General features: G+C 54.8%; 10 protein-coding genes, 1 tRNA gene and 1 pseudogene. 4 read left to right on the forward strand and 8 right to left on the reverse strand.

Annotated elements, in window-relative coordinates; translation table 11 throughout:
• Positions 1-353: 353 nt before the first annotated feature.
• The 6 genes from WJU16_RS16245 to WJU16_RS16270 form a co-directional block, all read right to left on the reverse strand.
• The gene (locus WJU16_RS16245) at positions 354-1,619 is read right to left on the reverse strand and encodes a hypothetical protein (RefSeq protein WP_341834533.1); all 1,266 of its coding nucleotides are present in this window, start codon (positions 1,617-1,619) and stop codon (positions 354-356) included.
• A gap of 175 nt (positions 1,620-1,794) precedes the next feature.
• On the reverse strand, positions 1,795-2,928 hold the full coding sequence (locus tag WJU16_RS16250) for a family 20 glycosylhydrolase (RefSeq protein WP_341834535.1): 1,134 nt from the start codon (positions 2,926-2,928) through the stop codon (positions 1,795-1,797).
• Between the two features lie 6 nt (positions 2,929-2,934).
• On the reverse strand, positions 2,935-4,215 hold the full coding sequence (locus WJU16_RS16255) for an IPT/TIG domain-containing protein (protein ID WP_341834536.1): 1,281 nt from the start codon (positions 4,213-4,215) through the stop codon (positions 2,935-2,937).
• 23 nt (positions 4,216-4,238) lie between these two features.
• Entirely contained in the window at positions 4,239-5,897 is a 1,659-nt protein-coding gene (locus WJU16_RS16260) for a RagB/SusD family nutrient uptake outer membrane protein (protein WP_341834537.1), read from the reverse strand.
• Positions 5,898-5,906: 9 nt separating this feature from the next.
• Positions 5,907-9,182 carry a TonB-dependent receptor gene (locus WJU16_RS16265; RefSeq protein ID WP_341834538.1) on the reverse strand — a complete coding sequence of 1,092 codons (3,276 nt, stop codon included), beginning with the start codon at positions 9,180-9,182 and terminating at the stop codon, positions 5,907-5,909.
• A gap of 254 nt (positions 9,183-9,436) precedes the next feature.
• Complete coding sequence (locus tag WJU16_RS16270; RefSeq protein ID WP_341834539.1) at positions 9,437-10,432, reverse strand: FecR domain-containing protein; 996 nt, start codon at positions 10,430-10,432, stop codon at positions 9,437-9,439.
• 95 nt (positions 10,433-10,527) lie between these two features.
• On the opposite strand from WJU16_RS16270, the gene WJU16_RS16275 reads away from it, so the two are divergent.
• Positions 10,528-11,118, forward strand: coding sequence for an RNA polymerase sigma-70 factor (locus WJU16_RS16275; RefSeq protein ID WP_341834540.1), 591 nt, complete (start codon positions 10,528-10,530; stop codon positions 11,116-11,118).
• Between the two features lie 12 nt (positions 11,119-11,130).
• The gene (locus tag WJU16_RS16280; protein WP_341834541.1) at positions 11,131-11,562 is read left to right on the forward strand and encodes a GNAT family N-acetyltransferase; all 432 of its coding nucleotides are present in this window, start codon (positions 11,131-11,133) and stop codon (positions 11,560-11,562) included.
• A 91-nt stretch (positions 11,563-11,653) separates the two neighbouring features.
• Here the strand turns inward: WJU16_RS16280 and WJU16_RS26130 are convergent.
• Both WJU16_RS26130 and WJU16_RS16285 read right to left on the reverse strand, forming a co-directional pair.
• A pseudogene (locus WJU16_RS26130) lies at positions 11,654-12,138 on the reverse strand (hypothetical protein).
• Between the two features lie 452 nt (positions 12,139-12,590).
• Positions 12,591-12,662: transfer RNA gene (locus tag WJU16_RS16285), tRNA-Ala, on the reverse strand.
• 147 nt (positions 12,663-12,809) lie between these two features.
• Between WJU16_RS16285 and WJU16_RS16290 the strand changes: the two genes are divergently transcribed.
• A complete protein-coding gene (locus WJU16_RS16290) occupies positions 12,810-13,487 on the forward strand; it encodes a response regulator transcription factor (protein ID WP_341834542.1) in 678 nt (225 codons plus the stop codon).
• 22 nt (positions 13,488-13,509) lie between these two features.
• On the forward strand, positions 13,510-14,745 hold the full coding sequence (locus WJU16_RS16295; RefSeq protein ID WP_341834543.1) for a HAMP domain-containing sensor histidine kinase: 1,236 nt from the start codon (positions 13,510-13,512) through the stop codon (positions 14,743-14,745).
• The last annotated feature ends 3 nt before the right edge of the window (positions 14,746-14,748 follow it).

Consider the following 14,748-nt stretch of genomic DNA (forward strand, 5'->3'; position numbering starts at 1 on the left):
CAGGCCAACTTAGGCCTAATGGATGTTTGGGGCTACATGGATTTCCGGGGTCAGCTGGATGAAGAATAGCTTTTGAGGTTACCATATGGATGGGGCCAGGATGAATCTACCGTTAAACGGGCACCGGCCCTGATATGTTACTGGGGTTCGGTTGAAAACGGCCGCCCTGCACGTTTAAGCAGGACGAACCGTTGAATATTGGGGCTGAATGATCTTTTTGAGGATCTCAAATGGATGCCGGGGCGCAATGGACTAAATAATTTTGGGGAACAACAGGATGTGCGGGGCTGGATGAATAAGTTTTGGGGAATAATGGATGAGCGGGTCGTGGATGAAATGTTGCGGACATAAAATCAAAGATCATGCCTTACCGAAAAATAACCTTCGATGGAGCTCTTCCCGATAGGGTCCTGATCGTTGTCGATGAACACGCCGCCCCCCGACATGGTAAAACTGCCGCTCACCATTTCACCTTTCCCGCCAAATTCGCTCACGTTCAGAGCTCCGCCAGCAGGGGTATATCGCTTGAGGACTTTGTCGTACCATATGCTGGTGCAGTTTCTCGCGGTGCGCATATCTGCGAAAACCAATACTGTCTTGCCTGTACGCTGCCAGGCAAAGCCGCCGGCGCCACCACTCCAGGAGATTCCGAAATAACCTTCTTCGCCCATCCCCGATATTTCGAAATTCGTATCGTCAAACCCCGAATGAGCGGGGAAGTTTATCCACGCACCGCCGTCAACCCTGAACGAAATGCCGTCGGGAATCACCGTTACGGTGCTCACTACCATGAGCTGGCGCTTGCTGTCTTTCAGTGTAGCCGTCACGTTTGCTATTTCGGGTTTGGCCACCGTGGCGGGAGCGGAGTAGGTGCCGAGCCCGCCGTTCCCTTTCACCGTGCCTACGCCGCCCACCGCCCAGGATTTGATGAAGCTCCCGGGCAGGGGGCGCCCTTCTCCCAGCGTGACATCCTGTCCATCAGCCGGCACGAGCGGCGATAACAGGTCGTCGCCGGCCAGGGGAATGTAGGAGGTTACAGAAAGGGTGGTTTGCCCGCCTTCTGTCACGGTAGTAGCCACTGGATTGAGTTGTAACCATTGCAGCAGGGCCCAGTTGGAAAAGTGGTCTGTTTGTACGGACACAGTTTTCTGTGCTTTATTCACCACCGGCGCTTTCACCAGGCGCCAGAAATCTTTATCGTCCTGCCAGGCAATCCCCATTGCTTCGGGGATATTCACCCAACTTTCGTTGCCGGCCCACGAAAATTCGATCGTCACCGGCTTGGCGAAGATTTTCCCATGCGGCAGCAGCTGGAAACTCCTGCCCACGCCGCCCTGCACCGTATTCACCACTTCCTGCACTACGATGTCGATATTTTCCGTGACCGCGCCAACGGGGATCCGCAGCTTGAACGAACCGTCTTCCGAAGTAATCGTGGCGCCGGCCGGCGTTACGGTGGTGATGATGGGATCACCGATCGGATCGCCCACGGGCCTCGCTTCCGGATCGGAAGGTATTTTGCCGGGTTGCTCCGTGTCAGGATCCACCGGCTTCGGATCTTTTTTGCACGCTGCCAGCAGCAGGAAGACCGGCAGGAATACGCTTAACAACTTTTTCATGATGGGGTTAATTTCATTTCTGCGACAAAATTAATTCGCCGGATGCGTCTGCCAATAGGTAATGCTACCTAGTGGAAATAATTCCGCGTATGTGCGGTTTGCATGGCTGGATAAAAGGAAAGCCGCCCGGATGGGCGGCTTCGCTGGTATAGGGTTTCCGGAATCGGACGGCAGACTATTTTTTCTGTGCTTCGCGGATCGCTTTGAAGAGTTTTTTGAACGCCACCACGTTATCTTTCGCAAGCGGACGATACTCCCCGCGCTCATAATACGCGTCGATGAATTCTTTGGAATTGAACCACATCGTCTCGAACATGCCCTGCATGCGTTGCCCCAGTGGCAGGGCCCATTCGGCGCGGGTCGCATCTTTCCGGATGGCGAGCACCTGGTTAAGCTGGTCGATGGCCACTTCCGCATTGGAGCAGGGGCTCGCCAGCACGTTGAACCCTTTCAGCGCGAAGTAACCCGGGGTGGGAGGGGCGCTTTCATATTTCCAGTCAGTGATCACGATGTCTTTGGAAATGCGGTCGATGGCGCGATGCGTATCGTTCATGCTCGCCTGCCAGGCAAGCAGGTTCGATGTTTTTCCGTCAATAAGCCGGTCGCTCCACATCCACATTTCCACATTTTTTTCCTTCAGATGGCCATGCAGTTTATTCACATATTCCGCGAAAATCTCCGAACGGTCGCCCCCGCCGCAGCGCGGACATTTATCGTACCCGATGATCCACGCTTCATCCAGCCCCACATGCAAGGCGTCCGATTCAAACGCCGCCACCAGCTCATCCATCATCGGGAAGAAAATCTTCAGCAACTCCGGATGGCGGGGGCAGATGCTTTTGCTGTAGAAATCGAACATCCCGCCATTTTTCCAGGGGACCGGCGGATTGAAGTCCGGCGATTCATCGAGGTGCGGATATGCTTTCAGCAATGGCCCCATTTCCGTTGCCTCCGACTGGTGGGCGAATAGGTTCATCGTTGGGATGAGCCGGATCTTCGCGTCCCTGCAGGCTTTCACGATCTGTTTCACGTCGCTTTCGGACAGTGCGCCTTTCTCCGCGAGTTCCGGATGCGATTTGTATTGATAGCTGTATTCGATACGGATCGCCAGGGTGTTGACGCCTTCCCTCGGTAAAGCATTCCGGATAAATTCGCAAAACACCGGTACGTCCTGTTGCTTTGGAACACTCATCAGCAGGCCCCTTACAGGCAATTCGTTCCACTTGTAAGCCGCATGTTGCGCCGCGGCGGAAAAGCCGGCGGCCGCAAAAATGCAGACCGCCAGCAGATGTTTCATTATTCTTTGCATAACTAATTATTCGGCAATTACTTTTCTGATCCTGTTATTCCTTCTGTCCACCACATACACCACGCCGTCGGGCGCCACTACCACACCCGTAGGCGCGCTGAACAGCGCTGCGGAGCCCGTGCCGTCCGCGAATCCTGCGGTGCTGCCGCCGGTGAAGGTGCTCACTTCCCAGGTTCCGGTTTTTATAAAGCGGATGCATTGGTTGGTATTGGTGGCGGAACCGTCCCAGCTGCCGTTACCGGCAACGAAAAGGTTATCGTTCGCGTCTACCGCTACGCTCCAGGGAAGATCGAACCTTGCGGATGCCGCCGGACCGTTGACCAGTCCCGCTTGTCCGCTACCGATCGTTACGCCCGCTTCCCAGGTGTCTGCTTTGAACTGGCGGATGGTATTGCTGCCGTTTACCACCACGTAAAGGTCGCCTTTGCTATCTACCGCTACGTCTGACGGATAGCTGAGGCCGGTGATGATTTTGGAGGAAGAACCGTCGTTGGGATCAACGCGGTAAACGCTCCCTTCGGCCCTGGCGTCGCAATAATACAGCATGCCATTGCGGCGGTCGATGCCGAGCCCCCAGGCTTCAAACCACCCTACCAGCGAAGTGGTCCCGTTGGCAGTCACTTTCCGGATCGTCCACGCGGAAGGGTCGGATACGTACACCACGCCGTTTCCGGCAGCCACCACATCGAAAGGCATATAGAACTCGGCTTCATTGGCTGGCCCTTCCTTATATCCGTTATTCCCGTTCCCCGTGAGCGTGGTCACTGTTCCGTCCGGCGCGATTTTTCGCACGCGGCGGTTGCCGGCTTCGGGAACGTAGAGGTTTCCGTGTGCATCGATATCGATCCCGCATCGGTTGCCGATATTGAAAGAAGCTTCCGTGCCAACACCGTCTACATAACTTTCGTTGCCGCTGCCGGCGAAAGTAGAAACAACGGTGGAGGGCTGGTAGCCGAATTCCTGGGTGCTGGAAGCCTTGTTGCCGCGGATGTTCACTTCGATTTTGCCTGTTCCGGCTTTGGGCGGGATGGCGATGAGGATGCGGTCTTCCACCACACCCGCTACAAACGCGGGCACGCCGTTCACCGTAACGGTAACGCCGGTGGTGTCTTTGGTGAAATTGCTGCCGTAGATCAGTACTTCCACACCCGCGCCACCGATGGCCGGCGTGAATTTCTCGATCACTACGGGCGCGTTGGGATCATGGTCGAAACCCTTGTCTTTCTTGCAGCCTGCCGATGCGATGAGCACCAGCAAAGCCATCAGGCTGAATGCAATATGTTTCATGGTCGTTGTCGGTTTGAGTGGATTTACCATCCGGGGTTTTGTTTGAATTCATCATTACGGCCGGATACTTTGTCGATCTCGTTTTGCGGAACCGGCAGCCAGTAATCGCGGTCCAGGGTGTTGGTGAATTTGCGTTTCTCCACCACGGGATATTCATACGTCACGTTCCCCTGGCCGGTTACTTTTACGCCGTGTACATCGCGGTTGTCGACGGTTTCGGCGATCTTCCAGCGGCGCACGTCCCAGAAGCGGTGATCTTCCAGCGCCAGCTCGATCCTCCTTTCGTTACGGATTTTGGCGCGCACAACGTCTTCGTTTCCACCGTTGAAAGCGGGCATGTCTACCCTGCCGCGTACGGCATTGATGGCGTCGAGTACATTGGTGCCTGCGCCTTTCGCTTCGAACTGCGCTTCGGCGTAGTTGAGATACAGCTCTGCCAGCCGGATGAGTACCCATTTGCGGTCGGTGGCGCCGGTGAGGTTGAAGAGGTTCACGCTTTCGAGGAGATATTTGCGGGGCCAGTAGTTGGTGGTTACCTGGCCGGGTCTCGGTGCGTCGGCGTCGTTGGGGTCCAGCGTGCGGCCTTTCCACATGGCTCCGGGGTAGAGGATGGTGGCGTAGAAGCGCGGGTCGCGGTTGTCGTATGGCCGCTGCGGGTTGTAGCCGGATGCGGGATCGGTGATGGCCAGGCCGGTCGGCTTCATTTCGTAATCATCTACCAGCTCTTGCAGGGGATTGATATTGCCGTATCCACCGGCGCCGCGGGGATTCAGTTCCTGGTCGAGGCCGCCATCGCGGTAAGCACCCGGGGCCGGACGGCTCCAGATCACTTCGCGGTTGAAGTACTGGGTGAACGCGTCGCTGTAATTGCCGTTCAGCACATAGCCGTTTTTCAGGGCGGTGTCGAGCGCGGCGCGGCAGGCGTCGGCGGCGAGGTCCCAACGGGCCTGCGACCGCACGGGCGTGAAAAGCGGGCTGGCATGATACAGCAGCACCCTTCCCTTCAACGCCAGCGCGATGGCTTTGCTCGCACGGCCCCAGTTGTTTGGCCGGGCGGAGTAATTTGCCGGCAGCAACGGCGCGGCTTCGTCCAGATCGCGGACAATCGCCTGCATCACTTCGTCGATGGAATTGCGTTTGTAGTAAATGTCGTCCGGATTGTCGAAAGGGTTTTGCACTTCCGTCATCAACGGCACTTTACCCCAGCGGATCACCAGCTGGAAGTAATAGTACGCGCGGAGCATCAGCACTTCGCCGCGCATGCGGGCCTTGCGTTCCGGGTAATTCGGATCGTTGGGGATGTTGTTGTAGTTGGCGAGGAAGAGATTGCAGGATCGGATCTTTCCATAAAACTCCGTCCATTGGCCCTGCATGGGGAAGGCCGCCGGGCTCATGGAAGAGTTATTGAAACTCCCGGCATCCGGATTCGTCGCCGATGCGTCGATCGCCTGGTTGGTTTCGTCGGTGGCGCTGCTCAGCATCCACGCGCTCCCGGGTTTGAAGAGGTTGGGAAGGCTCTGGTAAATGACGTTCACGAACTTCTCAGCGTTCTCGATATTCCGGAACACTTCCGCTTCGGTGATCTTGTCGCTGGGTTTCCGGTCGAGGAAGTTCTTGTTGCATGCGAACAGAGCGGGCAGCAACAGCCAGATGAACCGCTTCGTTATGATTGCTATTTTCATGATGCTGGTTTAGAGGTTGATGGTGATTCCGGCGTTGAAAACGCGCATGATGGGATAAGGCTGCCAGCCCCAGCGGTCGCCCGCATTGGATTCCGGATCGATGCCCAGTTCGCGCACGTTGTCCCAGCTGATGAGGTTCATGCCGTTCACGTAAATACGGGCGTTCTTGATCTTCACTTTATTGGTCCAGTGCTTCGGCAGGCGGTACCCGATTTCCACGTTTTTCAGTTTCACGTAATCCGTCTTGCGTACCCAGTAGCTGGAATTGATGAAGTTGTTACCCATATTGCTTTCGGAATAGTGCAGCGCCGGGAAGGTGGCGTTGGCGGCATTCTCCGGCGTCCAGCGGCCTTCGTGGAAAGGACGGTAGCTTTCGCGGTAGTTCCACACCAGCTGGGCGGAATAAATCTGCCGGCCGCCGAGCGCTCCCTGGAAGAGGGCGCTTACGTCCAAACCCTTGTAGTCGATGCCAAGCGTTGCGCCGAAGTAACTGGTAGGCACGTTCAGCAAAGGCATCATCACCCGGTCGGCTTCGTTGATCACACCATTGCCGTCGATATCCTTGTATTTGATGTCGCCGGGAATAAGCGGCGCGAAAGTCTGGCGGGCATGCCGGTCAATCTCTGCCTGCGATTGAAATAATCCTTCCGCCACATATCCCAATCCATAACCGATGGGCAAACCGGTAATGCTCTGATGTGCATATTGCAGCTTGGGCTCATCCATCTCCAGTATCTTATTTTTCACATACTGGTAATTAAGCTTGGCGAACAGCCCCACGCGCCCCACGTCCATATTGAGGTGCAGGTCGGCTTCCACGCCGCGGTTGATGATGCGGCCGCGGTTACGGTTGATGTCTGCGGTGATGCCGAGGTACGAAGGAGTGGTGCCGGCGTAGGTCAGGATGTCTTTCCTCAGTTCGCGGAAAAGGTCGACGTTGAATTTGATCTTGTCTTTCAACCAGCCCGTTTCAAAACCAAGGTTGGTTTTGGCGGCTTTCTCCCAGGTGATGGCGGTGTTGCCGATGCGGCTTTCGTAGTATCCGCCCACGCCGGTAGCCACGCTGCCGAAAGTGAAGCCGTCGCTGCGCGAGAAGTCGGACATGTACAACCAGCGGCCGCCGCCGATCTGGTCGTTACCCACATAACCGTGCGAGAAGCGAAGCTTCAGGAAGCTGAGGGCGCCGTCTTTCGGCATGAAATCCTCGCTGCTGATCATCCAGGCCGCAGAAGCCGCAGGGAAGAAACCATAACGTTTGCCCACCGGGAAGTTCTCCGAACCGTTGTACCCGGCATTGAACTCGAGGTAATATCTTTTATCGTAGTTGTACGTTACACGGCCCACATAGCCTTCATATACGCGGGGTAGATCGCCGGATTGGGAGCGGAAGTTCCGGTTGAAGAGGAGCAGCCCGCCCAGCGAATGTTTCCCGAAATCACGGTCGTACATCAGTTTCAGGTCGTAGTAATAATACCGCTGCCCGCTGCTGAAGCCCGAACGTTGCAGGCTGGTGGCGGTGCGGTGCTGGAAATATTCTCCCGTATGCGTGCCGGGCTTCGATTTGTAACGGTACGAATCGAACTCCTGGTCAAACGCTACATTGATATCGCCGTAATTCTCAAACGTGAAAAGCCCTTTCAACTTCAGCCCCGGCGTGATGAAATCCAGCTTGCGGGTGAGCGCCACCGAGCCGCTGGTGCTATGCCAGTAGGCGTCGAGGTAACCGTTCTGGGTGAGGACGCCGTACAGGTTATAGAAATCTTCCCGCATATTCCCTGACGCAATGCTGCCGTTCGGATTTTTAACCGGGGTAAGATGATTCGTCATCTGCGACAAAATTACCCAGTACAATTCCTGGCCCACGCGGTCCAGGGAAGGACTGGTACGGTTTTCCAGGCGGGATGCGAGGTCTACCTGCAGGTCGGTGTTCTTGTCCAGCGTGATGTCGATGTTGGAGCGGAAGTTGAACCGGTCGTATTTGTATTTGATGCCGTAAATATTTTCGTTGCCATGCTTGTACAGGGGCTCCTGGCGCAGGTACGACCCCGACACGAAGTACCGCACGTATTTGGAACCGCCGTTGATGTTCACGTTGAGCGTTTTCTGCGGGGAGAAGTCGCGCACCATTTCTGTGTACCAGTCGGTGTTGGGATAATCATAAGGTTTGAGGCCGGTGCGGAAATATTCCAGCTCCTGTTCGGTCCAGCGGGGCGCCATGCCGTCGTTCTTCGCGGCTTCGTTTTGCAGCTGGGCGGATTGGTAGGAATCCAGGAACCTGGGGAAGGTAACCGGCTGCTGCATGGCCGTTTGCGCGTTGATCTGGATATTGGGAGGCCCTTCCTGCCCGCGGCGCGTCGTCACCAGCACGATGCCGTTGGCGCCCTGGATACCGTATAGCGCAGTGGCGGAGGCGTCTTTCAGGATGGAAACGGACTCGATCTCATTGGCGTCGAGCTGCCCCAGATCGGCGTTGCCGCGCGGGAGGCCGTCGATCACCACGAGCGGATTGGTCGATCCTGTCGTATTGATACCCCGGATGAACAATTGCGAATAGTCCGCTCCCGGCCTCCCGCTGTGCTGCACCGTGATGAGGCCGGGGAGCCGCCCGGCGAGGGCGTTGGTGAGGTTGGCGACCGGGCTTTGCTTCAGCTCTTTGGTCTGGATGCTGCTGATGGCGCCCGTAATGCTCTGGCGCACCTGCTTCTGCCCGTAACCCAGCACCACCACTTCGTTCAGGCCGGAGCTGGAAGGCTGCAGGATGATGTTGGGCAACTGCGTGCGGCCGTTGATCGGTACCTCCTGTTGCTGGAAACCGATGTAGGAAATGATGAGCACGCCGTTGGGAGGCGCCTGCAGGCTAAAGTTGCCCCGTTCGTCGGTAGCAACGCCCTGGCTGGTGCCCTTCAGCTGGATGCTGACCCCGATCAGTTCGTTGTTCTCGGGCGAAAGCACTTTGCCTTTGACGGTGATCTTTTCGTCCTGTTTTGCGGGCGAGATCACCACCAGCCCGTCGTCGAGAATGCGGTAGGTGAGGGAGCGGCCCTGCAGTACGCGGTCGAGCATGGCGGGAAGCGTGGCGTTGTCGAATTTGACGTCTACCTTTTCCGCGGCGGGGAAGGTTTTGATATTGTACAGGAAGCGGTAGGAGCTTTTCGTTTCGATCCACTCCAGGAGCTTTTTAAGTTCGATCTGCCGGCTTTCGATGGAGAACCGGTTTTGCGAATATCCCACAGCCGCCTGCAGCTGCAGGACTGTCACGGTCATGAGGATCAGGCATAGCTTCATAAACAGTAATGTTTGTCGCAAGAAATGCTTGGGTAATGCTGGTTGTGAACGCAGCGATTTTTTCATAAATTTGGATTGAGTGTTGAACAATTGAAACAAACAGCTTCCCGCACGGAATCCTTGTTTCATTCCATGTTTGGCATAAAGGGTAGTGTGCCAGCACTATCCTTTTTTAGTTGAATGGCGGCCGGAGAGCGCCTAACCTGATGTGTTGCAAAGTGTGAATCGTTCCATAGCTGTTTTTGTTGGTTGACTTATTGCTGAATAAAAACGGTGTCGCCTCTCATGTCGTACGTGAAGGTGGCGATGATTTGCAGGGCTTTGAGGGCCTGCGTGATGTCTTCCTTCCGGAATTCCCCTGAAAACCGGTTGTCGTTGAGTGATGCGTCTTCGATAACGATGCGTTTATTGTACCATCTTTCCATGGTTTTGGCCAGTTCGGAGAAGGATTGGTCCCGGAACTGGAGCCGTCCTTTCCGCCAGAGCGATTCCGTGGCGATGGTATCTTTTGTTTTGGTGTTGTTTTGCAGTTGGGCATAGAAGTCGCCCCAGTCGCTGCCGGTGGCGCCGGCGGTAGTTTTCCGGGTGAGGAGGAGCTTCTGGCCGGGTGCGAGGAGTTGGCGGCGCGAGGGATCGCTTCGCAGGGATACGGCCACTTTCCCGTCCACCAGCGTGGTTTCCAGCTCGGCGTCTTCTGCGTAGGCTTTGAGATTGAAGGAGGTGCCCAGTACCTGGACGGCCAGTTCTTCCGTATGGATCTCGAAGGGATGTTGCTGGTCGGGGGCTACTTCGAAATACCCTTCCCCGCTGAGGTGCACCGTGCGGCTGCCGCTGCCCATGTTGCCGGGATATCGGAGGCTGCTGCGGGCGTTGAGCCATACGCGGCTGCCGTCGGGCAGTTCCACGAAAGTGTTTTCGCCGGCGGGAGCGGAGGCGGTAAGCAATTCAGGTTGTCGGGAAGTGAGGAAGAACGTAGTGGCAGCGGCGATGAGGATAGCGGCTGCGGCGGCGGGCTTCCACCAGCGAAGGCGGCGGACCGGAGCCTGAGACGCGCCGGTTATCTCGCCTTCCGCCTGCAACCGGGCAGTGATGCTGTCGTATACGGCCGCGAGCCTGGGCGCGGGCGGAGCGGCCTCCCGGTATGGAGACGCGTACCTTTCCAGCCAGGATTCCAGGGCCTGTTGCTCTTCCGGTGTACAGTCGTTGCGGAGGTATTTGTCCAGCAGTTGCAGCAGTTGTTGATCGTTCATTTGGGCGCTTGTGTCTGGATAAGACACGGTATCGGCGCGGTACCCTACCCCCGGAGGCCAAAAAAGGGCATGGTGCTGAAAATTCTCCTATTTTTATGTCGAACATGGGATATTCCGCACTGTCTGATAAGGAACTGATGTCGCTGCTGGCCGGAGACGATGCGCGCGCCTTCGAGACGCTGTACCAACGTCATGCCGGGGCGATGTATGCCTATGCTTACAAGAAGGTGCCGGTGCCCGCCATTGTGGAGGACCTCCTCCAGGAAGTTTTTACCAACATCTACCGCCGCCGGGCGGAACTGTCCCACATCGAAAACATTCCTTCGTATCTCTATAATTCCCTCCGCAACCGGATCTTCAACGAACTGCGGAATTCCCTGCTGCATGAGCAGCATCACCAGCAATTATCTAACGGGCAATCGGCCGATCTGCATATCAATTACGATTTGCGCGCGCTGGAGAAAGCCTTTGTCGCGGCGCTCGACAAGTTAACGGAGCGCAGCCGGGAAATATTCCTGCTTTCCCGCCGCGATCATCTCACGTACAAGGAAATCGCCGAGCGCCTGGGGATTTCCGTGAAAGCGGTGGAAAAGCACATGAGCCGTACCCTGGGCGTCATGCGGGAAGAGCTGAAGGATTTCGGGGTGTTGGGGGTGGTGGTGATCGCTTCGGGAACATTGCTGTAAATTGCAGTTATCATGCACATCAGAAAAGCTACCCCCACGGATTATCCGGAGATCATGCGCGTTTGGGAATCCTCCGTCCTGGCGACCCATCATTTTCTAACGCTAAGCGATTTTCAATTGTTTAAAAATATCATTCCCACGCAGGTGCTCCCGGTACTGGATCTCTACGTGGCTGAAGAAGGCCGCATAACCGGCGTCTTAGGTGTCTCCGGCGAGAACCTGGAAATGCTGTTCATCGACGCGGGCGCCCGCGGCAAAGGCTACGGGAAAGCATTGGTGGAATTCGCAGTGAACGAGCTGCACGTCACCAAAGTAGACGTGAACGAACAGAATGATCAGGCGGTGGGCTTTTATCTCAAATCAGGATTTGTACAAACGGGAAGATCGGAGCGCGACGGGATGGGGAAGCCGTATCCGTTGCTGCATTTGGCGTATGTCCGTTAATGTTATTAGTAAAAAACCGGTAAAGTTTGAATGACAAAATGTTGCCGGGATCAAGGGCAGACTGATTCCAACCTGGAAATTTGGTGATTCCTTATTCGAGGAAAGCCGTATAAAAAACGGTATCTATAAAGAAGAGGGTATTGGAATTAACAATGACATTCTCATCGTGGATTTCTTCCGGTAAAATGCCTAACTTTTTGTTGTAATAATTGTTGGTTGAAACTCCATTTCTTACCCGGTTTTCAAAACCATTGTGAGCGAGAAATTTAGTAACGTCATTCAGGTCAAGATCTGCATCAGAGGTAACAAACGGTTGACTGTTTACGGCATATAGAACATCATCTAATTCGATAAATTCCAGGAATTGATATGCAGTATCTTTGAAAAGTAAATTGTGAATTAAAATGCCATTAAAGTATTCCAGCAGGTAGCATAATAAATTCCATCATTATATTTAATAACACTCCTGTTATCGGCATCATAGTAAACGCTGGCTTCACCACCTCTAGCCAAAAAGTAATTCGGATCAGGCGCCGCCGTTAACCACAAATTGTTTTCAGTGGCATAGCGTTTCAGGCTTTGGGGCTGCTATTCTTTGATGATTGCTTTACTTTCGAAATCTTTTTAACCGTTGTACTTGTGCTAAAGCTTCGGTATAAGAAATTTCTGGTGGCTGTGCAATGATCCGTTGCCCCCTCAATGACAACTCCTCTAATGATATTTTCAAGTTTGCTTCTGGAATCATTATTTATCATTTATGCAAAATGAGAAATCTGAGACTATTTGAAATTTGATAAAGTAAGTGCATGATAATCAAATAAATATATCAATAATGAATGCTGGAATACAGCCAGAATTTATTTCGTTCACTCTTTTCTTTTAGCGAACGTTGTCACGATAGATTGATAATTAGTGGTTGAGGACTTACGCTTTCAGTTTTACTGGTACACAAAGAATTGAATCTGGGTATCCCGGTAATCACAAAAAAGCCTTCCAGATTTTTCTGAAAGGCTTCCTTTTTATTCTTGTGGAGGATAGGGGAGTCGAACCCCTGACCTCTTGCATGCCATGCAAGCGCTCTACCAACTGAGCTAACCCCCTTGCGTGAATGGAGTGCAAAAATAAGGGCATTTTTGAAATTTCAAAAATTATTTTCTTTTTCTTTGACTGGCCCTTCCCAATCCGCCGCCACAGCCACTTCTGTATCATCCTCCTTCAAACTATTTCCGTATTTTCATCCCGGAATTATGAAGATCCTCATCATCGAAGACGAAAAAGCCCTCGGCCAAAGCATTGCCGGATACCTCCAGGCGGAAGCATACACCTGCGAGCTGGTCGCCGATAAACAATCCGCCCTGCAACGTATTGAATCCTTCGATTACGACTGCATCCTGCTCGATATTTCCCTGCCCGACGGCAACGGCCTCCAGGTCCTCAAAGCCCTCCGCGCATCCGATAAAACCGATGGCGTCATCATCATCTCCGCCCGCGACGGGATCGAAGACCGCATCCAGGGCCTCCAGCTCGGAGCCGACGATTACCTCGTCAAACCCTTCCATCTCTCAGAACTTAGCGCCCGCATCGCCGCCGTCATCCGCCGCCGCCGTTTCTCCGGTTCCTCCATCCTCGAATCCGCCGGCCTCACCGTAGACACCGCCGCCAGAACCGTCCGCGTAGGCACCCAGGCAGCCGATCTCACCCGCTCCGAATACGATCTGCTCCTTTACCTGCTCACCAACCGCAACCGCGTCGTCTCCAAACACGCCATCGCCGAACACCTTTCCGGCGACGGCGAAGGCCTCTTCGATAATTACGATTTCATCTACGCCCACATGAAAAATCTCAAAAAGAAACTCATACAGGCCGGATGGACCGATCACATCAAAGCCGTTTACGGCATGGGGTACAAGCTCGAAGCACCCTGATAGACCATAAAACGCTCTCCCGATGAAGCTGCTCAACAAAACCCTGCAATATTATTTCTGGTTGTCCATCGTGCTCCTCATGGTGGCCATCCCTGTTTTTTATTACGTGCTGCAACGCATCGTGATCTCCAACATCGACGCCAGCCTGGAAGCCACCAAAACCCAGCTCATCCCGCGCCTCCGCGTTATGGAGTTCCAGCCCGGCGCCCCGCAGCCCCGGCTCGATGATGGCATCACCCTCGAAAAAGCGCCCACCCGCCCCGGCAGCGATTCGCTCTACACTTCCGACAGGCACCGCCTGCTCACATCCTACCTCGTCATCAACCGCGAAACCTACCGCCTGCAAATCAAATCCTCGCTGGCCGATCACCAACGGCTGATCGGGAGTATCATCATCCTGCAATCCGTGGTGCTGATCCTGCTGCTGACGGGCCTTTTACTTATCAACCAATCCCTCGCGCGCCGCATCTGGAAACCCTTTTACCAAACGCTCCGGAAATTGCGGGCGTACAAGGTCGATGATCCTGCCCCCCTGCAGCTGGCGCCTTCCAACATCAGCGAGTTCAAAGAACTGAATACCGCGGTGGAACAGCTGGCGGAAAGAAGCCGGCAATCCTATCTCTCCCAAAAAGAATTCGCGGAAAACGCTTCCCACGAACTGCGCACCCCGCTAGCTGTTTTCCAGGGAAAGCTCGACTTGCTCATGCAAACCAACCCGCTGACCGAAGACCAGGCCGCGCTTATCAGCGAACTGGCAGATGCCAGCCATCGCATGGCCCGGTTGAATAAAGGCCTCCTCCTCCTTACGCGCATCCAGAACGGGCAATTCCCCGAAACGGCGGATGTCTCCGTCCGCGATACGGCCCGCCATCTCCTCGGCCAATACGAACCGCAGATCGCGCAAAAGCGGCTGAGCGTGGAGGAAGACTGGCTGGATGAACTGAAAGTGAATATGAGCCCCAATCTCCTGGAAGTCCTGCTCGGCAACCTGCTCTCCAACGCCATCCGGCATAATGTGGCGGGCGGGAAGCTGCTGGTGAAGGGCGCCAACGGCACGCTGACCGTTTCCAACACCGGCCAGCCCTATCCGCTGCAGGAAGACCGCATCTTCCAGCGCTTCGCCAAAAACAGCAAAGACGCTGATTCTGTGGGGCTCGGCCTGGAGATCGTCCGCAAAATCTGCGACCTGTACGGATTCGAAGTGAAATACTCCTGGGAAGGCGGGCTGCACAACTTCCACGTGATAATGAAACGTTAAAAT

Origin of the sequence: Chitinophaga pollutisoli, assembly GCF_038396755.1 — a bacterium.
Classification (GTDB): Bacteria; Bacteroidota; Bacteroidia; order Chitinophagales; family Chitinophagaceae; genus Chitinophaga; species Chitinophaga pollutisoli.

Coding starts and splice junctions, on each gene's coding strand:
- WJU16_RS16250 (WP_341834535.1), bottom strand. CDS start 2,928: ATGCAAAGAATAATGAAACATCTGCTGGCGGTCTGCATTTTTGCGGCC.
- WJU16_RS16295 (WP_341834543.1), top strand. CDS start 13,510: ATGAAGCTGCTCAACAAAACCCTGCAATATTATTTCTGGTTGTCCATC.
- WJU16_RS16270 (WP_341834539.1), bottom strand. CDS start 10,432: ATGAACGATCAACAACTGCTGCAACTGCTGGACAAATACCTCCGCAAC.
- WJU16_RS16255 (WP_341834536.1), bottom strand. CDS start 4,215: ATGAAACATATTGCATTCAGCCTGATGGCTTTGCTGGTGCTCATCGCA.
- WJU16_RS16265 (WP_341834538.1), bottom strand. CDS start 9,182: ATGAAGCTATGCCTGATCCTCATGACCGTGACAGTCCTGCAGCTGCAG.
- WJU16_RS16260 (WP_341834537.1), bottom strand. CDS start 5,897: ATGAAAATAGCAATCATAACGAAGCGGTTCATCTGGCTGTTGCTGCCC.
- WJU16_RS16245 (WP_341834533.1), bottom strand. CDS start 1,619: ATGAAAAAGTTGTTAAGCGTATTCCTGCCGGTCTTCCTGCTGCTGGCA.
- WJU16_RS16275 (WP_341834540.1), top strand. CDS start 10,528: ATGTCGAACATGGGATATTCCGCACTGTCTGATAAGGAACTGATGTCG.
- WJU16_RS16280 (WP_341834541.1), top strand. CDS start 11,131: ATGCACATCAGAAAAGCTACCCCCACGGATTATCCGGAGATCATGCGC.
- WJU16_RS16290 (WP_341834542.1), top strand. CDS start 12,810: ATGAAGATCCTCATCATCGAAGACGAAAAAGCCCTCGGCCAAAGCATT.